Genomic DNA, 25,017 nt, shown 5'->3' with positions numbered 1-25,017 from the left:
AGGGTCGGACCATCGATGAATATCGGGCGTCCCCCCGTAGTCATCAGCGCACCTCAACCTCGAGCCGTCTCGTGTGTCGAATGGTAGAGCGCCGGCGGCCTGATTTGTAGTCACCGCGATTTTGCCGAGACGGCTTCGAACCACGCCACGTGGTAGTGCGCGAGGAACTCATGGCCGGCAATAAGGGCGTCGATGGCCGCCAGGAGCATCCAGTCAGCGGCCGTCGACAACTCGTGTGGATCCTCCAGCGCCTTCTGGTAGGCCAACTGCTGCTCGCGTTGCAGTAGGTCGATTTCGTTCTCGGTAACGCCCGTTCCGCGGGTCGCGGCCTGTGCCAGGGTCTGGGCGATCCGCGGCAAGCCGTCGCGTCGCCGGACCGCCTCGACCAGCGCGGGACCCAGCTCGTCGACTTGTGGCCCGGCGCGGGCCACGCGATCGCCGGTGAGCGCCGGGTCATCGGGCCCCGGCTTCGCGATGAATCCGTTGGCTTTGTGCACGGCCGCCGCCGTGACGACGCCCAACAGGTCGACGACGCTGGCGTCCGCTCGGCGAAGGGCCGGCTCCAGCAGCCGATTCACGCCGACCGGAATCTTCACGTTCGGCGGTATCCAGCCACAGCCGATGCTGCTGACCAGAAGCGTCGTGCCGTCGTCCCGCAGGCCGGCCGCCCATGACAAGCCGGGGGCCTGCCGAGCTACCGCGTCGACCAGGCGCTGCAGCCGCTGCTGTTCGGCCGCACGACTTGAGACATCGCCCGCCACGGCGCCCGTCGTCGCCGCCAACGCCGATGCGCCGGCCGGGGACGCGGCGCTCGCGCCAGCCTGGGTGGCCGCCGCGCCGCGCTGGACCGTCGACATCATCGGGCTGCCCGCCGAGGGGGACGTCGACGGCGACGGTGCGACCGGTGCACCCGACACCGGTGCGGTCGGCGGCGACACCGCCGGCGGGGTGACGACCGGGGGACGCAGGTCCGACCCGTAGGCAGGCAGTGGACCCACCGGGGTAGCCGCACCGCCAGTTACCGGGGCCATCGTCGTCGACATCGGCATCGCCGCGGCGACGGGCACGGCGCCGCCAGTCGACGCAAGCGGCGCAGGCGAGCCGGTGGAGACCTGTGCCCCCGAGGCATGGTCGGCGGCTGCGGATTCGGCGCCCGAGGCGCCAATCGCCGGAGCGGATACCGGAGGCACGACAGGTGCCTGGGGCGGCGGCGTTGCCGAACCCGCCGCGTTCGCCAAACCCTGGGATAAGTCGTGGGCGCCTGCCGCTGCCGGCTGACCAGTCATCATTCCTTGGGCGAACGAGTTGCCCAGTTGGTTCGGCGAGAGGCCTCCGAGACCGGCGGCGGGCGAGAGTCCGCCGCCGGCGGGTAATGGCGAACCTATTCCAGGGGCACCGGGGATGTGTCCGGTGCCAACACCTGGCGCAGTAAACGTCCCCCCGCTGCCGACTTCGCTGCCTGCTCCGGTCGCGGGCAGCCCGGTGGCGCCTGCGTCGCGACCAACATGCCCTGCACCCACAACGCCGCCGGCCTTTGGTGAACCGCCTGCGCCAGTTCCCGCCTTAGTGGCGCCGGGCGCAGAGCCATGGCTGCCAGCGCCCGCGGCGTCGCCGGCCTTCGTCGAGGGTGTACCCAGACCGCCACTCAGTCCTTGTCCCTTGAGGAATTCCGACGGAGATATCGTCATTCCCTCAGCCGTGAGAATCTTTTGAATAGCATCCATGATTGCTGCGACGGCAGTGCCCGACTTATGAGCCGCGAATCCGTTAGCCTCGGCAATCAGTCTCTCAATCTCCGCTGCCTTGGCGGGCGCCGGCTCTTTCGAATTCTCAACCTGCGCGATGCGTTGATTATATTCGTCAGCTATTCCTCTAAGTCCCTCGCGAAGGCTATCTATTGCATCCGATCCCTTTTCAAAAGCGTCAGCCTTTACTTTGTATTTCTCAGCCAGATCTAGGTGGTATTTCTCGCCATCCTGGAACCGGCGGACGAGGTCGTCCACTGTATGGCCCTGGTTGTGGGCAGCCAATTGCGTCCACTGGCCGTGTAGATCCTGCGCGTATTGTTCCTGCTGCTGCAGCTGAGCTTTCCAATAGGAAGCACCGGCTCTCAGCGTCGTCGAGGGCTGTGGCCACCATGCTCCTACCAGGGCGGCCGAATACTTGCCCGGAGGCATGTCCCCCGTCACGAACGCCCCTCCTTAATGTCGCGCGTTTACACGAATTGTTGTTGATGATTCGACAGCGGCAAAGCGCTGCTTGCATAAGCTTCCCATATTCTGCTTATCGACAAATGGCTGCCATCGGGCCGTCCAGGCGGTTTATGTCGTCTATCGACTGTTGGAAAACAGAGGAACCTTTATCAAATACGCTGCTTATGGCAACTGCTGATTGGTATGCGGCGGCGAGGTCCTGGGCAGCCCCTCGCTCGTTTTGGCCCAATGCGGGATTTGCCGCTGCCGCGTCAAGCATCGCACCCCCGTTAGTCAATGAGATACGGGCGATTGCTATGTCACCCCCATTAGTATCCTGATTCACTGATTTCGATGCCAGCTGATAGACCGTGCACAAGTTCTTTTTAGCGCTCGCGACTTGGTCTGGGCTGAAGGTCGGGGTTGGTGTTGCGGAGGTCGGACTCTTGCCAGCAGCATTCAAAGTCGGCCGAGTCAGGGCGATGATGCCAACAACGAGAGCGGCCGTCGCAACCACGCCGACGATGATCAGACCGACAGTAGTAACCCGGCCCGATGCCGGCCTTTGCATTTGCACGGGTTGTGTCCACTGCGCCGCAGGAGGCGGCTGGGGATTCATCACCTGATCAAGGCTAATCGCCAGCACGGCGATGTCACTTCAGACCAGGCCGATGCTCAGCCCGTCGGCCCGCCATGACGATGCCCCGTCGTCGCGGGTCGGGCGACCTCCGGGTCGGCCCAGCCGCCGACCCCGTACTCGCCGCGGTGGCGCGCGGTCATGCCGTCGTGTTGCAGCGCGTCGCCGTGACCGGAAACCACGTCGGCGATGCTGTACAGCGATTCCGATTCCTCGTCGAAGTAATGCGTGTGGTCGTAGAACGGATTCGCCGAGCTGCCCGGCACCTCGGCTTTGAATCGGGTGGAACCGTAGCCGTCCTCGGCAGGGTCGTCGCCAAGCCCGCCGAAATTCAGGCCGATGAGCCCGGGCCCCGTCACGCGTCCGGGCGACCAGGTGACCGCGTCGCCCGAGGCCGCACCGACATAGAGGTGGCCTCCGGGGGACAGGTGGAAGTCGGCCGCCGAATGCGCGAGGTCGGTGCCCGGGGAACCGACTAGCACCGCGTCGTCGGCGCGCATCCCGTACGTCGCGGCATCCGCAACGACGGTGGATCCATACGAATGGCCGACGACGGTCAGATGCGTCGGCGGACCCGAGTGAGTGACGGCCAAACCGTTGATGTCGGCGCTCAGTGCCCGCGCGCCGGCGCGAGCCATGTCCGGTTCCCGAAGACCGGCGTCGTACCAGTTGTCGGGGGCGTCGTAGCCGACCCACGTCACGACCGCAGCCGGTTTGCTGCCATCAGCGCGGACGGACTCCTGGTAGAGCCGCACGCCCTCGGTCTTGGCGAGCGTCCCCTCCCGGACACCGGCTCCGGCCCCCTTCACCAAGACCGCGGTGTTGGCGGCCGTGTCCGGGTTTCCCACGGCGATGGCCGCAGCGCCTTCGCCGCCGAACGCCTCGGGCTGATACTTCAACAGAAACAGCCCGGGATGGGGCCCCTGTCCCAAGGCGTCCTCCGACGCGTTCAGGCCTTCTCGGGTCCGCCACGCATTGGTGTAGCGGGCGATGGCGAGCGGACTGAGCCCGTAGCGGCCGGGGTCGCCGACCACCGCATCCACGGACGCACCGTTCCGCGCGGCGACGTCCTCCACGCGACCCAGGTCATCGCCCATCACCGCTTGGTTGACCGCGCTTCGCGCCGCCACCGGAACGCCGTTGAGGTTTCCCAGTTCTGCTGGATGGTCAGCGATCAAGCGGCTTCGCTGCTCCGCGTTGAGCGTTCGCCACCACCGGTCGACCTCCTCGGCGCTCGATCCCGGCGGCGGAATCTGCACTGACGCCTCGGGGTGTCCCGCGTCCGCACCGTCCAGCGGGTACAGGACCGTCGGGTCGTAGCCGTCGGTGCGCAGGGTGGTCAGCGAGTTGTCCAAGGACCGCGCATAGCTGCTGCGTTCTGAGCGCAGCCGGCCCACCGCCGCCGCGGTGTCGTCAATGGCTTCCTGCTCCAGGGCACGGATCAGCGCGTCGAGCGCGGATCGATCCTCGGCCGTGAGTCGGGTGTCATTCTCAAGGCCGAGTGCTTGGCCCAGCAGGTCGTCGACCTGCCGCAGCCGGGCCTCCAAGCCCGAAATCTCGTGTGCGGCCGCGCGCTGCGCCTCGGCCAGGGTGGCCGCGACCTCTTCCAGGTCCGCGCCGATCTTGGGCAGCTGCAGGGACTGGGCGCCGAGGGACTGCATCGTGCGCCGCACTTCGGCGAGGTCGTTGATCGGGTGCTCGCCGTTCACCCGGTTCCAGGACGCGTCGAAGCGGCGGCGCGCCTCCTCGAAGGCGGCGGCCGATTCCGCGGTGCACCGGCCGGCATCGTGAAATGCCGCGGCCAGTGCGGCGATTTGCGCCGGCCGCCCGTCCTGCAGGCTTGCGTTGAGCGCCCAGGGGTCGCCGCCGGCTTCGGCGATCAGGTCCCGACTGCTGATGTGTCGGAGGTCCATCGCACCGCGCGCTCTTGTGCAGCGTTGCGGCCGTCCATGTTGGTGAAACCGTTGGCGGCGTAGTGCGCGTTGTGGCCGACGCCGGTCAGCGTCTCCTGGTGGGCCTGCAGGTTTTTGACGTGCTGGCCGTGCGCGGCGGTGACCGCCGCGTGGAACGCCTCGGCGGCGGGGAAGCCGCCGAACATGCCCGACGCGAGGGGCGCCCGCGCCAGCCGGTCGGCCCCCTCTTGGGCGTGCCCGCCGGCGCGGTGAGACTGGTCGGCCCCCGAGTGCAGCAAGTCCGGGTCGACGAACATCGCTACCCCCTTCTTGACTTGTCGTAAAGCTATTGACGCCGCGGTTGCCGGTCAATTCAGTCCCGGGCGCGGTCACAGGTTGGTCGCCCCGTCGGCCAAACCGTCGCCGTCGGCGTCGGTGAGCCTGACGTTCCAGTGGCCGTCGGCATCCGTGTCGACGTACGCGGTCACACCGTCGTCGCCGGCGCACAGCACCCGGTCGGCCACCCCGTCGCCGTCGCTGTCGAGCAGCCGGTCGTCGGCCCGGCCCTGGCCGTCGAAGTCGACGAGCGGACCGCCGGTGTGCTCGGCACCGTCGAGCCCGAACCACCGCAGCTGCCCACCACGGTCAACCGCCACTCCCCACGTCCCCGATCCCTCGTCGGTGAACCACGCCTCGGGCGCGCCGTCGTTGTCGAGATCGAGGGCGGCGTGGTCGGCTATGCCGTCTCCGTCGAGATCGGCCAGCGCGTCGTCCTGCATCCCGTCGCCGTCGAGATCCAGGCCGATCCCATCGAGGCGGCCATCCCCGTCCAGGTCGAGGTTGGGCTGGCCGTGCCAGATGGCCGCGGCGCCATCGTCATTCGCCAGGCAATAGTCCACGCCTACTCGGACGCGCGGCCGACGCTAGGCGTTCCCGCGCGATTGCCACCAGGACAGCAACTCGGCGGTGGCCTCCTCGGTCGTCAGCGGCCCCCGCTCCAGCCGCAGTTCCTTGAGGTACCGCCACGCCTCCCCGACCTGCGGGCCGGCCGGGATCCCGAGCAGCTCCATGATCGCGTTGCCATCCAGATCGGGGCGGACCCGCGCCAAATCCTCCTGCGCGGCCAGCTCGGCGATCCGTTCCTCCAGCCGGTCGTAGTTGGCCTGCAGCCGCGCGGCCCGGCGCTTGTTGCGGGTCGTGCAGTCGGCGCGCACGAGCTTGTGTAACCGGGGCAGCAGCGGCCCGGCGTCGGTGACGTAGCGGCGCACCGCCGAATCGGTCCATTTGCCGTCCCCGTAGCCGTGGAATCGCAGATGCAGGAACACCAGCTGCGAGACGTCGTCGACCATCTGCTTGGAGTACTTCAGCGCCCGCAACCGCTTGCGGGCCATCTTGGCGCCGACCACCTCGTGGTGGTGAAAGCTCACGCCGCCGTTGGCCTCGTGCCGCCGGGTCGCGGGCTTGCCGATGTCGTGCAGCAGGGCGGCCCAGCGCAGCACCAGGTCGGGCCCGTCGTCCTCCAGCGCGATCGCCTGGCGCAGCACCGTCAGCGAATGCTGGTAGACGTCCTTGTGCTGGTGGTGTTCGTCGATGGCCATCCGCATGCCGCCGACCTCCGGCAGCACCACCTCACCCATCCCGGTCTCGACCAGCAGATCGATGCCGGCCACCGGGTCGTCGCCGAGCAGCATCTTGTCCAGCTCGGCGGCCACCCGCTCGGCGCTGATCCGCTCCAGCTGCGGGGCCATCTCCTCGATCGCCGCCCGCACCCGCGGGGCGACGGTGAAGCCCAGTTGCGACACGAACCGCGCCGCACGCAGCATCCGCAACGGGTCGTCGCCGAATGACACCGACGGCGCCGCGGGCGTGTCCAGCGTGCGCTCGCGCAGTGCCGCCAAACCGCCCAGCGGATCAAGGAATTCGCCCGGGCCCGTCGGCGTGACGCGGACGGCCATCGCGTTGGCGGTGAAATCGCGGCGCACCAGATCGTCCTCGAGGCGGTCACCGAAACGCACCTCGGGTTTGCGCGACACCTGGTCATAGGCGTCGGCGCGGAAGGTGGTGATCTCCAGGCGATAGTCGCCCTTGCCCACGCCGACGGTGCCGAAGCGGATCCCGGTCTCCCACACCGCGTCGGCCCACCGGCGCAGCAACTCTTGCACCTGCTCGGGGCGGGCGTCGGTGGTGAAGTCCAGGTCGGGACTGAGCCTGCCCAGCAGCGCGTCGCGCACCGAACCGCCGACGAGGTACAGCTCGTGGCCGGCTGCATCGAAGGTCGAGCCGAGCTCGCGCAGCACGGGCGCGTGCTTGTTCAGGGCGACCGCGGCGGCGGTCAGCAGCTCGGCATCCTGGGCGGCGTCAGGCACGTTCGATCAGCGTAGTCGGGTGACGCACACGACACCGACGCCGCCGTCGACCACCCCGCCAGCGGCGAGTATGTCCTGAAGAAGGACCCCCGCCAGCTACTATCGCTTGGGTGTCCGACGCCGAACAAGCCAGACCACGTCGACGCCGGGGGCGGCGCCGGCGTCGGGGCGGCGGCGGCGCGGCCGAGAATCCCACCGACACCCCCACCAACGGCGACGCCCCGGCGACCAAACCGCGGCGGCCCCGCCCACCGCGCCGCGCGCCGGAGCGACTGAAGACCGTTCACGAAACGTCCGCCGGCGGGCTGGTCATCGACGGCATCGACGGCCCGCGCGACGAACAGGTCGCGGCGCTGATCGGTCGCGTCGACCGGCGCGGACGGATGCTGTGGTCGCTGCCCAAAGGGCACATCGAGGTCGGCGAGACCGCCGAACAGACCGCCATCCGTGAGGTCGCCGAGGAAACCGGGATCCGGGGCAGCGTGCTGGCCGCGCTGGGGCGCATCGACTACTGGTTCGTCACCGACGGCCGCCGAGTGCACAAGACGGTGCATCATTATTTGATGCGCTTCTCGGGCGGTGAGCTGTCCGACGAGGACCTGGAGGTCGCCGAGGTGGCCTGGGTGCCGATCCGCGAACTGCCGTCGCGGCTGGCCTACGCCGACGAGCGGCGGCTGGCCCAGGTGGCCGACGAGCTGATCGACAAGCTGCAGAACGACGGCCTTGACGCGCTTCCGTCGCTGCCACCCAGCACGCCCCGGCGGCGCCCGCAGACGCATTCGCGTACCCGGCATTCGGACAAGCGCGTCGCGGGCCGGAAGAACGGTCACGGGCCCGGGCCGTGACGCCGCCGCGACTCTGCTGGGCCGGCTTGTTGCGCCTCGCCGCAGTGGTTGCCATCGTGGCCGGTTCTGCTGCGCTCGTCGGGCCCACCCCGCGCGCGGCCGCCGGTGAGCCCGGGGATACGCCGTTCGTCCGGGTCCGCATCGATCAGGTGACCCCCGACGTGGTGACCACGACGAGCCCGCCCGTCGTCACCGTCAGCGGCATGGTCACCAACATCGGTGACCGTCCCGTCCGCGATGTCATGGTCCGCCTCGAGCACGCGCCGGCCGTCGCCGACTCGGCGGCGCTGCGCACCTCGCTGGACGGCAGCACCGACCAGTACCAGCCGGCCGCCGACTTCCTTACCGTCGCCCCCGAGCTGCAGCGCGGACAGCAAGCCGGCTTCACCCTGTCGGCACCGCTTCGCTCATTGACCAAGCCGTCGCTGGGGATGGAGAAACCGGGCATCTATCCCGTCCTGGTCAACGTCAACGGCACACCCGATTACGGCGCCCCGGCGCGGCTGGACAACGCGCGCTTCCTGCTGCCCGTGGTCGGCGTGCCCCCCGATCACGCCGACGACGTCGGCTCCGCCGTCGCGCCCGACACCTCCAAACCCGTGTGGATCACCATGCTGTGGCCACTGGCCGACCGGCCGCGCCTATCCCCCGGCGTCCCGGGCGGCACCATCCCGGTCCGGCTGGTCGACGACGACCTGGCCACCTCCCTGGCCGCCGGCGGCCGGCTCGACATCCTGCTGTCCGCTGCCGAGGTCGCCACCAGCCACGACGTCGACCCGGACGGCGCCGTCAGCCACGCGCTGTGCCTGGCCGTCGATCCGGACCTGCTGGTCACCGTCAACGCGATGACCGGCGGCTACGTGGTGTCCAATTCGCCCGACGGACCAGCTCAACTGCCGGGCACGCCGACGCATCCGGGCACCGGCCAGGCCGCCGCGGCCGAGTGGTTGAACCGGCTGCGCACGCTGGCCCACCACACCTGCGTGGCCCCGCTGCCCTACGCGCAAGCCGACCTGGACGCCCTGCAGCGCGTCAACGACCCCGGGCTGAGCGCGACGGCCACGACCAGCGTCGGCGACATCGTCGACCGCATCCTCGACGTGCCGTCCACCCGCGGGGTCACGCTGCTGCCCGACGGCCCGTTGACGAACCGCGCGGTCGGGCTGCTCAGCGCCAACGACAGCACGGTCGCGATCGCCGCCGGCAACCTGTCCGCCCAGGATCAGAACACCGACGCCCCCGCGGCCGTCGACACCGCGCCGACGCGGCTCTCGCCGCAGGTGGTGGTCGCGCCGTTCGACCCGGCCGTCGGGGCCGCGCTGGCGGGCGCCGGCAACAGTCCCGTCGTGCCGACCTACCTGGACTCCTCGCTGGCCATCCGGCTCTCGCACGACTCGGACACGGCGCGCCGCCAGGACGCCCTGGGCTCCATCTTCTGGCATGCCCTGCAGCACGACGCCGCGCCGCGTACCCAGCTCCTGGTGCCGCCGGCGACGTGGAGCCTCCAGGCCGACGACGCGCAGGTCATCCTGACCGCGCTGGCCACCACCATCCGTTCCGGCTTGGCGGTGCCGCGACCCCTGCCGGCGGTCATCGCGGAGGCCAACCAGCCCGGAAAGGCCCCCGCCGAGCCGACGCAGCAGGCGGGCTTCGGCGGCTCGGGACGCGGCCGAATCGGCGACGACGTGACCGGCATCATCGCCGGCCAGGTCGGCCGGTTGTGGGGGCTGACGTCGGCGCTGACCACCGACGAGCGGACCGGCCTGACCGGGGTCCAGTACACCGCGCCGCTGCGCGAGGACATGCTGCGCGCGCTGAGCCAATCCCAACCGCCCGACACCCGCAACGGGCTGGCCCAGGAGCGCCTCGCGGTGGTCGGCAAGACGATCAACGACCTGTTCGGTGCCGTGACGATCGTCAACCCGGGCGGCTCCTACACCCTGGCCACCGAGCACAGCCCGCTGCCGCTGGCGCTGCACAACGGCCTGGCCGTTCCGATCCGGGTGCGGCTGCAGGTCGACGCCCCGCCCGGGATGCGGGTGACCGACGTCGGCCAGATCGAGTTGCCGCCCGGATACCTGCCGCTGCGGGTGCCGATCGAGGTGAACTTCACCCAGCGCGTCGCCGTCGACGTGACGCTGCGGACCCCCGACGGTATGCGGCTGGGCGACCCGGTGCGGTTGTCTGTCCACTCCAACGCCTACGGCAAGGTGCTGTTCGCCATCACGCTCAGCGCCGCGGCGGTGCTGGTGCTGTTGGCCGGGCGCCGACTGTGGCACCGGTTCCGTGGCCAGCCCGACCGCGCCGACCTTGACCGCCCGGATCCGCCCCACGCCAGCCCCGCCGACCTGCGCGACGAGATCGACGATCGCGTCGATCAGCAGCACAGAGTATGAGCCCCACCCCTCGGCACGCGCAGTCCCAGGCACCGCGGCAGCCGCACCGCGTGCCACCGTCGGCGCGCCGGATCCGCCCGGGGCCGCCGACCGGTCCGTTGCCGCCGGTGCCCGAGCTGTCGCGGCGACGGCCCGAGCTGTCCGACGCCGCCCTGGTCTCGCGGTCGTGGGCAATGGCGTTCGCCACGCTGGTCAGCCGCATCACCGGGTTCGCGCGGATCGTCGTGCTGGCCGCCATCCTCGGTGCCGCGCTGTCGAGTGCCTTCTCGGTGGCCAACCAGCTGCCGAACCTGGTCGCGGCGCTGGTGCTGGAGGCGACGTTCACCGCGATCTTCGTGCCGGTGCTGGCCCGCGCCGAGCAAAGCGACCCCGACGGCGGCGCGGCGTTCGTGCGGCGCCTGGTCACGCTGACGACCGCGCTGCTGGTGCTCGCCACGGCGTTGTCGGTGCTGGCCGCCCCGGTGCTGGTGCGGCTGATGCTGGGCCGCGCGCCGCAGGTCAACGAGCCGCTGACCACCGCGTTCGCCTACCTGCTGCTGCCGCAGGTGCTGGCCTACGGGCTGACCTCGGTGTTCATGGCGATCCTGAACACCCGCAACGTGTTCGGGCCGACGGCGTGGGCGCCGGTCGTCAACAACGTCGTCGCGCTGGCCACGCTGGGCGTCTATCTCGCCGTCCCCGGCGAGCTCTCGGTCGACCCCGTCCGGATGGGCAACGCCAAGCTGCTGGTGCTCGGCATCGGCACCACCCTGGGCGTGTTCGCGCAGACCGGCGTGCTGCTGGTGGCCCTGAAGCGTCAGCGGGTGAGCCTGCGCCCGCTGTGGGGCATCGACGAACGCCTCAAGCGCTTCGGCACGATGGCCGCGGCGATGGTGCTCTACGTGCTGATCAGCCAGCTCGGGTTGGTGATCGGCAACCAGATCGCAAGCACCGCGGCGGCGTCGGGCCCGGCGATCTACAACTACACCTGGCTGGTGTTGCAGCTGCCGTTCGGCATGATCGGCGTGACGGTGCTGACGGTGGTGATGCCGCGGCTGAGCCGCAACGCCGCCGCCGACGACACCAAGGCCGTGCTCGCAGACCTGTCGCTGGCCACCCGGCTGACGCTGATCACGCTGATCCCGATCGTGGCGTTCATGACGGTCGGCGGGCCCGCGATCGGCAGCGCGCTGTTCGCCTACGGGCACTTCGGCGGGGTCGACGCCGGCTACCTCGGCGCAGCGATCGCGTTGTCGGCGTTCACGCTGATCCCCTACGGGCTGGTGCTGCTGCAGCTGCGCGTCTTCTACGCGCGCGAGCAGCCCTGGATGCCGATCGTGATCATCCTCGTCATCACCGCGGTCAAGATCGCCGGCTCGGTGCTGGCGCCCCACCTCACCGGCGATCCGAAGCTGGTGGCCGGGTTCCTGGGCCTGGCCAACGGCGTCGGCTTCCTGGCCGGCGCGATCGTCGGTTACTACCTGTTACGCCGCGCGCTGCTGCCCAACGGCGGGCATCTGATCGGCGTGGGCGAGGTCCGCACGATCCTGGTGACGATCGTCGCGTCCATGCTGGCGGGTTTGCTCGCGCACGTGGCCGACAGGCTGCTGGGATTGGCCCGTCTCACCGAGCACGGCGCCGCCGGTTCGCTGCTGCGCCTGTTGCTGCTGGCGATCATCATGCTGCCGATCATGGCGACCGTCATGGTCCGCGCGCACGTGCCCGAGGCCGATGCGGCGCTGGCCGCCGTGCGGCGCCGCGTACCGGGCCTGGGCGGGAATCGGATCACGCAACCGCCGGCCCGCAGACCGGCTGCACAGGAGGGATCGTCTCGGCAGGGCCGCGTCACGTACCCTGAGCAGAGGAATTCGTCCCCGCCGGGGGTCAATGCGGTCCAGGAGCCGATCCGGCGCAGGCCTCCGGAGCGGGTAGCCAACACCCGCATAGCGAAAGGACCGGAGGTGACCGACCGCCCAGTGGAGAGCGCAGCGAGCGCTGGTTCCGGCTTGGGGTCAGGCGCCGACAAACCCCCGGAACGGGCAAAGCCCGTCGCCGACGACTTCCAGCCCGACATCCCGCGCGAACCGGAGCACCGGTCGGCCCCGCGCGCCGCCGACCGGTTGAACGGTGACCTTTCGGCCGAAAATCACCGTGCGGCAACGCCTTTCGACCCGCCTCGCGACCGGGTCGGTGAAGCCGGGCCGGCGGAGGACGTCCACCTGGTTCCCGGCGCCCGCATCTCCAACGGCCGGTACCGGCTCCTGGTCTTCCACGGCGGCGCACCCCCCCTGCAGTTCTGGCAGGCGCTGGACACCGCGCTGGACAGGCAGGTCGCCCTGACGTTCGTCGACCCCGACGGCGCGCTGCCCGACGAGGTGCTGCAAGACATCCTGTCCCGCACCCTGCGGCTGAGCCGGATCGACAAGCCCGGCATCGCCCGGGTGCTCGACGTGCTGAACACCGGTTCCGGCGGCCTGGTCGTCTCCGAGTGGATCCGCGGCGGCTCGTTGCAGGAGGTGGCCGACACGTCGCCGTCGCCCATCGGCGCCGTCCGGGCGATGCAGTCGCTGGCCGCGGCCGCCGACGCCGCCCACCGCGCCGGCGTCGCCCTGTCGATCGACCACCCCAACCGGGTCCGGGTCAGCATCGACGGCGACGTGGTGCTGGCCTACCCCGCGACCATGCCCGACGCCAACCCGCAAGGCGACATCCGCGGGATCGGCGCCGCGCTCTATGCCCTGCTGGTCAACCGGTGGCCGCTCCCGGAATCCGGGGTGCGCAGCGGGCTGGCGCCGGCCGAGCGGGATTCGGCGGGCAACCCCGTCGAACCCATGGTCATCAACCGCGACATCCCGTTCCAGATTTCCGCGGTCGCCGTCCGCGCGGTTCAAGAGGACGGCGGAATACGCAGCGCCTCAACGCTTTTGAACCTGCTTCAGCAGGCGACGGCGGTGGCCGACCGCACCGAGGTGCTCGGGCCGATCGACGATTCCCCGCCACCGCCGACCGCCCGGACACCGGCCGGTCGCGACTATGCGGCCTTCGCGCGCAATCGCCGCAATGTGCTGATCGGCGTCGGCGCCGCCCTGGCCGTGATCGTGGTGGCCCTGCTGGTGCTGGCGTCGGTGGTCAGCAAGATCTTCGGCAACGTCGGCGGCGGCCTCAACAAGGACGAGCTGGGGCTGAACGGGCCGTCGTCATCGTCGGTGTCGTCGGCGGCGCCCAGTTCCGCCGCCGCCGGCAGCGTCGTCAAACCCACCAAGGCCAGCGTCTTCTCCCCCGACGGCGATCCGGACAACCCAGGCACGGCCGGGCAGGCCATCGACGGCGACCCCTCCACCGCCTGGGCGACGGAGGTCTATACCGACGCGGTCCCGTTCCCCAGCTTCAAGCAGGGCGAAGGGCTGATGCTGCAGCTGCCGAAGCCGACCGTGGTCGGCCAGATCACCATCGACACACCCAGCTCCGGCACCAAGGTCGAGATCCGCTCGTCGTCCACGGCGTCGCCGTCGAAGCTCGAAGACACCACCGTGCTCGCCCCGGCCTTCACGCTCAAGCCGGGTCATAACGTCATCCCGGTTAGGGCCGGCGCGCCGACGTCGAACCTGCTGGTGTGGATCTCCACGCTGGGAACCACCAGCGGCAAGAGCCAGGCCGGCTTCTCGGAGATCACCGTTCAGGCCGCGTCCTGACGGCGCTCACAGCTCCGGTTCTGGTGAAGTGCCGCGCGACCCCCGATTGGTTAGTGTCCGGCCGTGGGTGTCGGGGGCGGGGAATGCGAGCGTAAGAGCCAAAGCGAACGCACTGACGCCGAGCTGCTGGCCGCCCACGTCGCCGGCGACCGCCGCGCCTTCGACGAGTTGTTCCACCGCCACCAACGCCAACTGCACCGCCTGGCCCGGCTCACCACCCGCACGCGCGAGGATGCCGAAGACGCGCTGCAGGACGCGATGCTCTCGGCGCACCGCGGCGCCGGCTCGTTCCGGCACGACGCGGCGGTCGGCAGCTGGCTGCACCGCATCGTGGTCAACGCCTGCCTCGACCGGCTGCGACGCACCAAGGCCCACCCCACCGCGCCGCTCGAGGACGTCCACCCGGTTCCCGACCGCACCGCGCAGGTCGAGACCGCCATCGTGGTGCATCGGGCCCTGATGCGCCTGCCGGTGGAGCAGCGCGCGGCGGTGGTGGCCGTCGACATGCAGGGCTACTCGGTCGCCGACACCGCCGCGCTGCTGGGCGTCGCGGAGGGCACCGTCAAGAGCCGCTGCTCGCGCGCACGGGTCCGGCTCGCCGAGCTGCTGGGCTACCTCAACGCCAGTCCCGACCCGGCCCCTCCCATGGCCGTCAGGCAGCGCATGCCGGACACTGGGGCGGATGGGTGAACCCGACGAGGATGCCGCCGAGCCGCCCCTGACAGTCGAGCTGCTGGCCGACCTGCAGGCCGGTCTGCTCGATGACGATTCCGCGGCCCGGGTGCGCAAGCGGGTCCGCGAAGACCCGCAGGCGCAGGACGTCATGCGCGCCCTGAACCAGGTGCGCTGCGACGTCGCCACGCTCGGCGCCGACGCCGCCGCGGCGCCCGACGTGCCGCCGGAGGTGACGGCGCGGATCTCGGCGGCGCTCAACTCGGAAGACAGCCACGATCGCGGCGGCGTCGCGCACTCGGCCCGGCCGCATATCCGCCCCGCCCGACTGGCCGCCGGCGTTGCCGGGGTGGCGGCGATGCTCGCGGCCATCGGGGTGGGCACCGCGGCGCTGCTCGACGCGCCCGAGCCCACCCCCAGCACCCCGGCCACCGCGGAGCACATCACGGTGTCGACGCCGCCGATGGTCATCCCGCTGTCGCAGGCCGAGATCCAGGGCCTGCTGACGAAGAGTCCGGATTACGGCCCGCTCGGCGACCCCTCGCTGCGTGCGTCCTGCCTCAGCGGGCTCGGCTACCCGGCGTCCACCCGGGTGCTGGGCGCGCGGCAAGTCGACATCAACGCCCGCCCCGGCGTGCTGCTCGTGTTGCCCGGCGACACCCCCGACGACCTCGCCGTCTTCGCGGTGGCGCTCAACTGCAGCGCCGCCGACACCGGGTTGCTGGCCAGCACGCAGGTCCCGCGGCGTTAGCGGTGATCGCAAGCGCGGCGCAGCCGGGCGCGGCGGGTCACCGCCCTCCAACCCCGCGGTGATCGCAAGCGCGGCGCAGCCGGGCGCAGCGGGTCACCGCCCTCCAACCCTGCGGCGATCGCAAGCGCGGCGCAGCCGGGCGCGGCGGGTCACCGCCCTCCAACCCCGCGGTGATCGCCTCCGGCCTTAGTCTGGTGCCCAGCACCCCGGGAACACCCGCGCCTACGCTGGCGTTCGTAGACGTAGCTTCCGCATCCGAAAGGCTCGAATGACTGCCGATACCCCTGCTCACGACACCGTTCACGACGTCATCGTCATCGGTTCCGGCCCCGCCGGCTACACAGCCGCCCTCTACACGGCCCGCGCGCAGCTGAAGCCCCTCGTCTTCGAAGGCACCGCGTTCGGCGGCGCGCTGATGACCACCACCGAGGTGGAGAACTACCCCGGCTTCCGTGACGGCATCACCGGCCCGGAGCTGATGGACGAGATGCGTGAGCAGGCGCTGCGCTTCGGCGCGGACCTGCGCATGGAAGACGTCGAATCGGTCTCGCTGACGGGGCCGGTCAAGTCGGTTGTCACCGCCGACGGTGAAACCCATCGGGCTCGGGCCGTCATCCTGGCCATGGGCGCGGCGGCACGCTACCTGCAGGTCCCCGGCGAACAGGAGTTGCTCGGCCGCGGGGTGAGTTCGTGCGCCACGTGTGACGGGTTCTTCTTCCGCGACCAGGACATCGCGGTCATCGGCGGCGGCGACTCCGCCATGGAGGAAGCCCTGTTCCTGACCCGGTTCGCCAGCAGCGTGACGCTGGTGCACCGCCGCGACGAGTTCCGGGCGTCCAAGATCATGCTCGACCGCGCCCGCAACAACGAGAAGATCAAGTTCATCACGAACGCCGCCGTGCTATCCGTCGAGGGCGACACGACGGTGACGGGACTCCGCTTGCGCGACAACGTATCCGGCGCAGAGTCGAGCCTGCCGGTCACCGGGGTCTTCGTGGCGATCGGTCACGAGCCGCGCTCGGGTCTGGTGCGTGACGTCCTCGACGTGGACCCCGACGGCTACGTCCTGGTGCAGGGACGCACCACCAGCACGTCGCTGGAGGGCGTGTTCGCCGCCGGCGACCTGGTGGACCGCACCTACCGACAGGCCATCACCGCCGCCGGCAGCGGCTGCGCGGCGGCCATCGACGCCGAGCGCTGGCTGGCCGAGCACGAGACGAACGCCGAGGGTACCGACACATTGATTGGAGCACCGCGATGACCGACGCCGAAAGGTCCCACGCCACAATAGAAGTCTCCGACGCTTCGTTTTCCACTGAGGTGTTGTCGAGCAATAAGCCTGTGCTGGTTGACTTTTGGGCCACGTGGTGCGGGCCGTGCAAGATGGTCGCGCCGGTTCTGGAGGAAATCGCCAGCGAGCGGGCCGGGCAGCTCACCGTCGCAAAGCTCGACGTGGATGCCAACCCGGAGACCGCCCGCGACTTCCAGGTGGTTTCGATCCCCACGATGATCCTGTTCAAGGACGGCCAACCGGTGAAGCGAATCGTCGGCGCCAAGGGCAAGGCGGCCCTGTTGCGCGAGCTCTCCGACGCGGTTCCGAACCTCACCTGAGGCGTTATCCGCCACGCCACGCCGCGCCCCTCGCTTAGCCTGGGGTTTTCCGAAAATTGAGAAGCGTCTGCGACAATAACGGCTAGCTGTTGCCCGTGTTCAGCCTTGTCCCGGAGGGCCCTTGGTATGTCGAGTCCGCGCCGTGAAGACGGCGAGGCACTGCGCTGTGGTGACCGCAGCGCTGCCGTGACCGAGATCCGGGCTACGTTGGCCGCGCTGGGAATGCTGGACAATCCCGACGAAGACATGACGACCGGCCGGCACGTGGCTCTCGAGGTCTTCGATGCCGAGCTCGATCAAGCGGTGCGGGCATTCCAGCAGAATCGCGGGCTGCTGGTGGACGGCATCGTCGGCGAGGCCACCTACCGGGCGCTCAAAGAGGCCTCGTACCGGCTGGGCGCCCGCACGCTGTATCACCAATTCGGTGCTCCGCTCTACGGCGACGACGTCGCCACCCTGCAGGCGCGGCTGCAGGACCTCGGCTTCTACACCGGCCTGGTGGACGGCCACTTCGGCTTGCAGACCCACAACGCGTTGATGTCATACCAGCGCGAGTACGGGCTGGCCGCCGACGGCATCTGCGGCCCAGAAACCTTGCGCTCCTTGTACTTTCTGAGTTCTCGCGTCACGGGCGGCTCGCCGCACGCCATCCGCGAGGAAGAGCTGGTCCGCCGGTCCGGACCCAAGCTGTCGGGCAAGCGGATCATCATCGATCCGGGCCGCGGCGGCGCCGACCACGGCCTGATCATGCAGGGGCCGACCGGACCCGTCAGTGAAGCGGATGTGTTGTGGGACTTGGCGAGCCGGCTCGAGGGCCGGATGACCGCCATCGGCATGGAGACCTTCTTGTCCCGGCCGACCAACCGCAGCCCGTCGGACCCCGAACGGGCCGCCACCGCGAACAACGTCGGCGCGGACCTCATGATCAGCCTGCGCTGCGAATCCCAGCGCAGCCCCTCGGCCAACGGCGTGGCCTCCTTTCACTTCGGCAACTCGCACGGCTCGGTCTCGACCATCGGCCGCAACCTCGCCGACTTCATTCAGCGAGAAGTGGTGGCTCGCACCGGATTACGGGATTGCCGCACGCATGGCCGGACGTGGGACCTGCTGCGGCTGACCCGGATGCCGACCGTTCAGGTGGACGTCGGCTACATCACCAATCCGCGTGACCAGGCGATGCTGATCTCGACGCAGACCCGAGACGCCATCGCCGAGGGCATCCTCGCCGCGGTCAAGCGGCTGTACCTGCTCGGCAAGAATGACCGGCCCACGGGCACCTTCACCTTCGCCGAACTGCTGGCCCACGAGTTGTCGGTGGAGCGGGCCTCCCGGCTGGGCGGTTCTTAACCGCTCTCGTTGATCTGCAACGTATTTGATGCGCTAGCGGAGCCCGCTCCGACGGGTTCCTGTAGCTGGGCGCTGGCCAGCAGGCGCTCGAGCGCCGCCTCGACTTCGGCCTTCCAGCCCAGGCCCTTGTCCAACTCCAGCCGCAGCCGCGGGAAGTACGGATGTGGCGCCACCACAACGAATCCCACGTCCTTCAGGAACTCCGCGTCGATGATGCAGTGCTCCACCGAGCAGTCGCCCAGGGCCTCGAGCACCGGCCGCACATCGGGGGCCACCGTGCGCGGATCGTGCAACTCCGATGCCGCCGGCGTGCGGCCGAAGGCCTCCAGCGCCCGCACGCCGCGTCGCACCAACTCGTCGATCACGCGGGCGATGAGTCCGTGCGGCAGATCGTCGGAGGCCTGCCCCGGCTCGATGTTCATCGACGTCAGCAGGACGGCATCGGCGGACACCGGCGCCGTGGGAAAGCGCTGCGCCCGCGGCACCGCGCGGGGCGGCGCGTAGAGGACGTACCCGAGGCAGGGCGGTTCGGCGTGGCTGCGCTCGTCGGGGATCTCGGTCGCGACCTGACCGCATGAGCCCCACTCCAGCATCACCATCGACAGCCACGCTTCTTTTTCGAATTCGGGGTCGGCGAGATGGTCCTGGTTACCCAGGGTCGCGGGATCGACCTCCCAGAACACGCACCGGCGCGCATGCTTGGGAAGCTGCTCGAAAGCCTCGAGCCTCAGCGGCGTGATTCGAGCAGACACTCGCCTCCTGGCTTCCGTCCGGTGCTGCGACCTCGCCGTTTGGGGGCCATCAGCAACCTCTCCAGGATAGGAGAGTTTGTCGTCATCGGACTAGTGTTTACTGCGCCACTTGCGGCGGTGCGCGAAACGTTACCGCGCAGCACGACAGCGCCGGTGGAATGGCGAAAGTCGTTGAGGCGCATGGGAACTCTGCTCGTCGGTGGTTTCGGGGACGGCTCGATCGGGTCTCATTTGGGTGTCGAAACCCGCGGGGCGTCACAGTGACGTAATTACACCGGGTGGACGGTCACGCCTTGGGCGGGGTCATGACGTCGACGATCCGCTGCAAATCCTCCACCGAGCCGAACTCGACCACGATCCGTCCCTTCCGTTTGCCCAGGCTGACCGTGACCCGGGTGTCGAAGGTGTTGGACAGCCGATCGGCAACATCCTGGAGGCCGGGCATCTGAATCGGCTTGCGGCGTTGCGGCGCCGGGGTGGTCGCGTCGCCGCGGTTGGCCAGGGTGACGGCCTCCTCGGTGGCGCGCACCGACAGGCCTTCGGCGACGATCCGGCTCGCCAGTTCCTCCTGCGCCTCCGGCCCGCCCTCGAGGGACAGCAACGCTCGCGCATGGCCCGCGGACAGCACGCCCGCCGCAACCCGGCGCTGCACCGGGATCGGGAGCTTCAGCAACCGGATCATGTTGGTGATCAGTGGCCGCGACCGGCCGATGCGGGACGCCAGTTCGTCGTGGGTGACGCCGAATTCGTCGAGCAGCTGCTGGTAGGCGGCCGCCTCCTCCAGGGGGTTCAGCTGTACCCGATGGATGTTTTCTAGGAGGGCGTCGCGCAGCAGATCGTCGTCGCCGGTTTCGCGGACGATGGCCGGGATGGTGGCCAGGCCCGCTTCCTGGGCGGCGCGCCACCGCCGCTCCCCCATCACGATTTGGTACCGAGCGCCCCCCGGGGTTCCGCTCACCGCCCGGACGACGATCGGCTGCAGCAGCCCGAACTCGCGAATGGAGTGCACCAGCTCGGACAGCGCCTCCTCGTCGAACACCTGCCGCGGCTGTCGCGGGTTGCGCTCGATGTCGGCCGGCGGGATCTCGCGGTAGACCGCGCCTACCGACGCGGTGTCCTGAGCCGGTCCGCCGATCAGCACGTCGGCGGCGGCGTCGCCCATCCGCGGGCCCAGCGTCGCCGGGCCGGAGTCGCCCTCCGCCGGACCGGTGGGGATCAGCGAAGCCAGGCCCCGGCCGAGGCCGCCCTTCTTGCGTAACGGCTGCGTCATGGTCGTCCCTTCACGGATGGTGATCAATCGCGTTCGGCGAGTTCGCGACTCGCGTCGAGGTAGCTCATCGCTCCCCGGGAACCGGGGTCGTAATCGATGATCGTCATGCTGTAGCCGGGCGCCTCCGAGACCTTGACGCTGCGCGGAATCACCGTGCGGAGCACCTTGGTCCCGAAGTACCGGCGCACCTCCTCGGCCACCTGGTCGGCCAGCTTGGTCCGCCCGTCGTACATCGTCAGGATGACGGTGGTCACGTCGAGCTGGGGATTCAGGTGGGCCTTCACCATCTCGATATTGCGCATCAGCTGCGACACGCCCTCCAGCGCGTAGTACTCGCACTGGATCGGGATCATCACCTCGGGCGCGGCCACCAGCGCGTTGATCGTCAGCAGCCCGAGCGACGGCGGGCAGTCGATGAAGACGTAGTCGAAGTCGAACTGGTCGAGCTCGGCGAGGGCCGTGCGCAGCCGGTTCTCGCGCGCCACCATGCTGACCAACTCGATCTCGGCGCCGGCCAGGTCGATGGTCGCGGGCACGCAAAACAGCCGCGAGCTATGCGGGCTGGGCCGCAACGCGTCCTGGAGCGACACCTCGCCGAGAAGGACTTCGTACGACGACGGCGTGCCCGCCTGCCGGTCGTGGATGCCGAGGGCCGTGCTCGCGTTGCCCTGCGGGTCGAGGTCGATGACGAGAGTCTTGAGTCCCTGCACGGCCAACGCGGCCGCGAGGTTGACGGCGGTGGTGGTCTTCCCAACGCCGCCCTTCTGGTTGGCGACGGTGAACAACCGTCGGTGCGCCGGGCGGCGCAACGGCGGGTAGGCCGTGTGCAGGACCCGCATCGCGCGCTCGGCGGCGGCCCCTATCGGGGTGTCGAATTCGTCCGATGTTTCACGTGAAACATGGGTGGGCTCCGGCGCAGCATCCGCCACGCTCGCCGCCGGCGGCGGGCCGCCGGACCAATTGGTTGGAGAACTCACCGTGTCCCCCTGTCTGCCATACGTCCCGGTCCTTGCCGCGGCCGCTTTCCGCGTCGCGCTAACACCACGGTTGACGGCGGATGCAAGTAGTTCCCGCCACATGTGACCACCCTGACATCAAGGGCGCCCGAAGCCGCCATCACACGCCGGTGGGCTTCCACTTCCGCGGGAGCGCGCTCACCCTTGATGGCAACCATCCGCCCGTCGACCCGTAGCAACGGCATGCTCCACTTCGTCAACTTGTCCAGCGGCGCGACCGCTCGCGACACCGCGACGTCCCGGGCCCCGAACCGCTCGCGCACCCAGGGCTCCTCCGCGCGGCCGCGCACCACCTCGACCGCCAACCCTAGTTCGGCCACCGCCTCGATGAGAAACTCGCTCCGCCGCAGCATCGGCTCCAGCAGCACGACCTCGAGGTCGGGCCGCGCGATCGCCAGCGGTATCCCCGGCAGCCCGGCCCCGCTGCCGATGTCGATCACCCGCTCGCCCGGCGCGATGAGCTCGCCGACCACCGCACTATTCAATAGGTGGCGGTCCCAGAGGCGGCCGAGCTCCCGTGGCCCGAGCAGCCCGCGCTCCACCCCGGGGCCGGCGAGCAGCTCGGCGTAGCTCCGCGCGATATCCACCCGCGGGCCGAAAACCGCCGCAGCGGCCTCGCCCAGGGGTCCCGGACCTAGCGTCGCTCCGGGCGCTTCCCCGGCCGCCTCCGCGTCGCCATGTTTCACGTGAAACATCTCGTCTCCTTGTTTCACGTGAAACATCCTCGATCCCTGGGGCCGTCCGGGTCGTCTGAATTACACGGCTGTGACTTGGCGTGCTAGTCGAGCAGGACGACGACGCGTCGGGAGGGCTCCTGGCCCTCGCTCTCGCTGTGCACCCCCGGCACCGCGGCGACGGCGTCGTGAACGATCTTGCGTTCGAACGGCGTCATCGGGGAGAGCTCCTCACGCTCGCCGGTGTTGAGCACCCGCCGCGCCACCTTGTCGCCCAACGCGGCCAGCTCCTCGCGCCGCCGGCGACGCCAGCTCGCGATGTCGAGCATCAAGCGGCTCCGCACACCGGTCTTCTGGTGCACCGCGAGCCGGGTCAGCTCCTGCAGCGCGTCCAGCACCTCACCGCCGCGGCCGACCAACTTGTTCAGGTCGCTGCTGCCATCGATGCTCACGACGGCGCGATCGCCCTCGACGTCCAGATCGATGTCGCCGTCGAAGTCCAAGAGGTCCAGCAGCTCCTCGAGGTAGTCCCCGGCAATCTCCCCCTCGGCGACCAATCGGTCCTCCAACTCGTCGCCTTGGTCGGCATCAGCTTCGGCCGTCGCCTCGTCCTCCGTCGCCGGCGCTTGCGTGTCGAGCTCTGCGTCAACGTCGCGTTCGGTCGTTTCGGCGTCTGTCATCTCGTTTTCTCTCCCTCATCCAGGGGTTCCCGTCCAGTCGGGTCACTCGCCCGGGGTCCCCTTAAGCTTTGGCGCCGCGTCAGCGTTTGCGCTTCTTCGGTCGCGCCCCGGGTCGCGGGGTGCGGTTGGTCGGCCCGTCGTTGCGTCCGGCCGCGCTCGGCTTGTCCGGTTCCGCCGTGGCGGTTTCCGCCCCGGCCGATCCGTCGGAATCCGAGTCCGCCCCGTCGTCGTCCCGCGCCGCGGATCCGTTGCCGCTCGCCGCTGAGGACTTGGGGTTGCGTTTCGGTTTGGCCCCCGGCGCGGGCGCGTTGGCCGCCCGCCGCTGAACGGCTTCCTGCCGCTTGGCCTCGTCCTCTTTTTCGATCATGCCGAACACGTAGTGCTGCTGCCCGAACGTCCAGATGTTGTTGGCGAACCAGTACAGGATGATCGCGAGCGGAAGGAACGGTCCGCCGACGACGACGCCGAGCGGAAACACGTACAGCGCAAGCTTGTTCATCATCGCCGTCTGCGGATTGGCGGCGGCCTCGGCGCTCTGCCGGGCCACCGACGCGCGGCTGTTGAAGTACGTCGCGACGCCCGCCAGGATCATCACCGGGGCGCCCACCGCGATCACCGCCGGACGGCTGAAGTGGGTGAAGGCGTCCAAGCCGGCGTGCTGCGTCATGAACGCGCCGATCGGGGCGCCGAACAGGTTGGCGTCCAGGAAGTGCGCGACGTCGGTCGGGCTGAAGAAGTAGTTGCCCGTCGCCCGGTTCTGGGCCACCGACAGGTGCGGCTGGCCGAAGCCGCCCGTCGTCCGGTTGAACGACCGCAAGACGTGATACAGCCCGAGGAAAACCGGGATCTGCGCCAGCATCGGCAGGCAGCCGAGGATCGGGTTGAAGCCGTGCTCGCGTTGCAGCTTCTGCATCTCGAGGGCCATCCGCTGGCGGTCTTTGGAGTACTTCTTTTGCAGCGCCTTGATCTGTGGCTGCAGCTCCTGCATCTGGCGGGTGGTACGGATCTGGCGCACGAACGGCTTGTACAGCAGGGCCCGCAAGCTGAACACCAGGAACATCACCGACAAGGCCCAGGCGAAGAAGTTCGACGGCCCGAGCAACGCCGCGAACAACTTGTACCAAGCCCACATGATCCACGACACCGGGTAGTAGATGATGTCGAGGCTGAAGAAATCAAACAAAAGATTCACTCTCCCGTTGCTCCGGCGCGGGGACTCCCGCGGCGCCGGCGCCTTCGAAGCTCGCCCGGCATTCGTGTCGATCCGGTATCGGATCCCATCCTCCCCGATGCCACGGTCCGCATTTGGCGAGCCTGGCCACGGCCAGCCAGCCGCCCCGGATCAAGCCGTATTCGGTCAGAGCATCGACGGCGTACTGGCTGCAGGTCGGCATGAAGCGACACGTCGCCGGGCGCAGCGGCGAGACCATGTGCCGGTACAGCTGGATCAGGAAGACCAGTCCCCGCGCCACCCGAGTCACCGCTCTGTTCCCGCCGACTCGAAGGCGCGCCGCAGACCGCGGCGCAGCTGTTGCTCCAGCCGAGCGGACGACACCTGGCGGCTGCTCGGCAGGGCCCGGATCACCACCCGGTCGGCCCCGTGGAGATCCGCCAGCATGGTCCGCGCGACGTGACGCAGCCGGCGGGCCACGCGATGACGCTCCACGGCCGAGCCCACGGTCTTGGCGATGATCAGGCCGACGCGCGGACCCGTGTCGTCTCCGGAGTCGCGTCGCATATGCACGACGACATCGGGCTGCACCGCACGCACGCCGTACTTCACCGCGGCGTCAAACTCCGTTGACCGCCTCATGCGGTTGCGTGCGGGAAGCACCGCTGAAGAACCCGACGTTGCGATCAGGCAGTGAGCGCGCGGCGGCCTTTGCGGCGCCGGCTGGAGACGATCGACCGCCCGGCGCGGGTGCGCATCCGCAAGCGGAAGCCATGCACGCGGGCTCGGCGCCGGTTATTCGGCTGGAAGGTCCGCTTGCCCTTGGCCACGGCGTTCTCCTCGTCTTCGAACCATCCGGCCGCATTCGTCCGCGAGGCGGCCGGAGGTGGGTCTTGCTGCTGGCCGGCGCGGTCCCCGAGCTTCGTCCGGGTCGCAGCCGTATCGCCGACTTTCGGGCGACTGTTTGAGGGTACTGACGCGGATTCGCTGGGTCAAACTTGGTCTCCCGCAACGGACCCAACTCACACATCCGCGAAAACGTAAGTTCTCGCAGACGTGCTTGCGGCACCATAG

Annotated in this window: 23 protein-coding genes; 8 read left to right on the top strand and 15 right to left on the bottom strand. The window is 69.5% G+C overall.

Annotated elements, in window-relative coordinates:
- Nucleotides 1–110: 110 nt before the first annotated feature.
- The 6 genes from AWB89_RS27365 to AWB89_RS24375 form a co-directional block, all read right to left on the bottom strand.
- Nucleotides 111–2,189 (bottom strand): DUF5631 domain-containing protein, encoded by a 2,079-nt coding sequence (locus tag AWB89_RS27365; RefSeq protein WP_158089848.1) that lies wholly within the window; start codon nucleotides 2,187–2,189, stop codon nucleotides 111–113.
- A 94-nt stretch (nucleotides 2,190–2,283) separates the two neighbouring features.
- Entirely contained in the window at nucleotides 2,284–2,814 is a 531-nt protein-coding gene (locus AWB89_RS27150; protein ID WP_142282622.1) for a hypothetical protein, read from the bottom strand.
- Nucleotides 2,815–2,867: 53 nt separating this feature from the next.
- Nucleotides 2,868–4,742 (bottom strand): putative alpha/beta hydrolase, encoded by a 1,875-nt coding sequence (locus AWB89_RS24390; RefSeq protein WP_085177115.1) that lies wholly within the window; start codon nucleotides 4,740–4,742, stop codon nucleotides 2,868–2,870.
- The gene (locus AWB89_RS24385) at nucleotides 4,709–5,038 is read right to left on the bottom strand and encodes a DUF2563 family protein (protein WP_085177112.1); all 330 of its coding nucleotides are present in this window, start codon (nucleotides 5,036–5,038) and stop codon (nucleotides 4,709–4,711) included. Before AWB89_RS24385 ends, AWB89_RS24390 begins: the two co-directional genes overlap by 34 nt.
- A gap of 72 nt (nucleotides 5,039–5,110) precedes the next feature.
- Nucleotides 5,111–5,620: a pullulanase gene (locus AWB89_RS24380; RefSeq protein WP_085177108.1), complete on the bottom strand. Its 510-nt coding sequence runs from the start codon at nucleotides 5,618–5,620 to the stop codon at nucleotides 5,111–5,113.
- Between the two features lie 24 nt (nucleotides 5,621–5,644).
- Nucleotides 5,645–7,087, bottom strand: a complete 1,443-nt coding sequence (locus tag AWB89_RS24375; protein WP_085177106.1) for a CCA tRNA nucleotidyltransferase — start codon at nucleotides 7,085–7,087, stop codon at nucleotides 5,645–5,647.
- Between the two features lie 110 nt (nucleotides 7,088–7,197).
- Between AWB89_RS24375 and AWB89_RS24370 the strand changes: the two genes are divergently transcribed.
- From AWB89_RS24370 to AWB89_RS24335, 8 genes are all read left to right on the top strand, one after another.
- Complete coding sequence (locus tag AWB89_RS24370; protein WP_085177104.1) at nucleotides 7,198–7,932, top strand: NUDIX hydrolase; 735 nt, start codon at nucleotides 7,198–7,200, stop codon at nucleotides 7,930–7,932.
- Nucleotides 7,929–10,328 (top strand): hypothetical protein, encoded by a 2,400-nt coding sequence (locus AWB89_RS24365; RefSeq protein WP_085177102.1) that lies wholly within the window; start codon nucleotides 7,929–7,931, stop codon nucleotides 10,326–10,328. The genes AWB89_RS24370 and AWB89_RS24365 overlap by 4 nt, the downstream gene beginning before the upstream one ends.
- Nucleotides 10,325–13,999, top strand: coding sequence for a murein biosynthesis integral membrane protein MurJ (locus AWB89_RS24360; RefSeq protein WP_085177100.1), 3,675 nt, complete (start codon nucleotides 10,325–10,327; stop codon nucleotides 13,997–13,999). The genes AWB89_RS24365 and AWB89_RS24360 overlap by 4 nt, the downstream gene beginning before the upstream one ends.
- 63 nt (nucleotides 14,000–14,062) lie before the next feature.
- Nucleotides 14,063–14,689 (top strand): RNA polymerase sigma factor SigM, encoded by a 627-nt coding sequence (sigM, locus tag AWB89_RS24355; RefSeq protein ID WP_085177098.1) that lies wholly within the window; start codon nucleotides 14,063–14,065, stop codon nucleotides 14,687–14,689.
- A complete protein-coding gene (locus tag AWB89_RS24350) occupies nucleotides 14,682–15,422 on the top strand; it encodes a hypothetical protein (RefSeq protein ID WP_085177096.1) in 741 nt (246 codons plus the stop codon). Before sigM ends, AWB89_RS24350 begins: the two co-directional genes overlap by 8 nt.
- Nucleotides 15,423–15,690: 268 nt before the next feature.
- Nucleotides 15,691–16,683 (top strand): thioredoxin-disulfide reductase, encoded by a 993-nt coding sequence (gene trxB / locus AWB89_RS24345; RefSeq protein ID WP_085104577.1) that lies wholly within the window; start codon nucleotides 15,691–15,693, stop codon nucleotides 16,681–16,683.
- Nucleotides 16,680–17,033 carry a thioredoxin gene (gene trxA / locus AWB89_RS24340; RefSeq protein ID WP_085177094.1) on the top strand — a complete coding sequence of 118 codons (354 nt, stop codon included), beginning with the start codon at nucleotides 16,680–16,682 and terminating at the stop codon, nucleotides 17,031–17,033. The genes trxB and trxA overlap by 4 nt, the downstream gene beginning before the upstream one ends.
- Before the next feature lie 126 nt (nucleotides 17,034–17,159).
- Nucleotides 17,160–18,380 carry an N-acetylmuramoyl-L-alanine amidase gene (locus AWB89_RS24335; protein ID WP_085177092.1) on the top strand — a complete coding sequence of 407 codons (1,221 nt, stop codon included), beginning with the start codon at nucleotides 17,160–17,162 and terminating at the stop codon, nucleotides 18,378–18,380.
- Here AWB89_RS24335 and AWB89_RS24330 read toward each other — a convergent pair.
- The 9 genes from AWB89_RS24330 to rpmH all read right to left on the bottom strand — a co-directional run bounded on the left by AWB89_RS24330 (nucleotide 18,377) and on the right by rpmH (nucleotide 24,773).
- Nucleotides 18,377–19,132, bottom strand: coding sequence for an acetyltransferase (locus AWB89_RS24330; RefSeq protein WP_085104571.1), 756 nt, complete (start codon nucleotides 19,130–19,132; stop codon nucleotides 18,377–18,379). The two genes, AWB89_RS24335 and AWB89_RS24330, sit on opposite strands and share 4 nt — an antisense overlap.
- 286 nt (nucleotides 19,133–19,418) lie before the next feature.
- Entirely contained in the window at nucleotides 19,419–20,402 is a 984-nt protein-coding gene (locus tag AWB89_RS24325; protein WP_085177090.1) for a ParB/RepB/Spo0J family partition protein, read from the bottom strand.
- A 23-nt stretch (nucleotides 20,403–20,425) separates the two neighbouring features.
- Nucleotides 20,426–21,379 (bottom strand): ParA family protein, encoded by a 954-nt coding sequence (locus AWB89_RS24320; protein ID WP_085104567.1) that lies wholly within the window; start codon nucleotides 21,377–21,379, stop codon nucleotides 20,426–20,428.
- The gene (gene rsmG / locus AWB89_RS24315) at nucleotides 21,376–22,113 is read right to left on the bottom strand and encodes a 16S rRNA (guanine(527)-N(7))-methyltransferase RsmG (RefSeq protein ID WP_085177176.1); all 738 of its coding nucleotides are present in this window, start codon (nucleotides 22,111–22,113) and stop codon (nucleotides 21,376–21,378) included. The genes AWB89_RS24320 and rsmG overlap by 4 nt, the downstream gene beginning before the upstream one ends.
- Before the next feature lie 83 nt (nucleotides 22,114–22,196).
- Entirely contained in the window at nucleotides 22,197–22,772 is a 576-nt protein-coding gene (locus AWB89_RS24310) for a Jag family protein (RefSeq protein ID WP_085177088.1), read from the bottom strand.
- 79 nt (nucleotides 22,773–22,851) lie between these two features.
- Complete coding sequence (gene yidC, locus AWB89_RS24305) at nucleotides 22,852–23,964, bottom strand: membrane protein insertase YidC (protein WP_085104563.1); 1,113 nt, start codon at nucleotides 23,962–23,964, stop codon at nucleotides 22,852–22,854.
- On the bottom strand, nucleotides 23,948–24,253 hold the full coding sequence (gene yidD / locus AWB89_RS24300; RefSeq protein WP_085177086.1) for a membrane protein insertion efficiency factor YidD: 306 nt from the start codon (nucleotides 24,251–24,253) through the stop codon (nucleotides 23,948–23,950). Before yidD ends, yidC begins: the two co-directional genes overlap by 17 nt.
- Nucleotides 24,250–24,606 carry a ribonuclease P protein component gene (rnpA, locus tag AWB89_RS24295; RefSeq protein ID WP_085177084.1) on the bottom strand — a complete coding sequence of 119 codons (357 nt, stop codon included), beginning with the start codon at nucleotides 24,604–24,606 and terminating at the stop codon, nucleotides 24,250–24,252. Before rnpA ends, yidD begins: the two co-directional genes overlap by 4 nt.
- 23 nt (nucleotides 24,607–24,629) lie before the next feature.
- A complete protein-coding gene (gene rpmH, locus AWB89_RS24290; protein ID WP_077100535.1) occupies nucleotides 24,630–24,773 on the bottom strand; it encodes a 50S ribosomal protein L34 in 144 nt (47 codons plus the stop codon).
- Nucleotides 24,774–25,017: the final 244 nt, after the last annotated feature.

This window comes from Mycobacterium paraense (assembly GCF_002101815.1).
GTDB classification, from domain to species: Bacteria; Actinomycetota; Actinomycetes; order Mycobacteriales; family Mycobacteriaceae; genus Mycobacterium; species Mycobacterium paraense.
The sequence above is the reverse complement of the archived record's forward strand: the minus strand, read 5'-3'. Positions and strand labels throughout refer to the sequence as shown.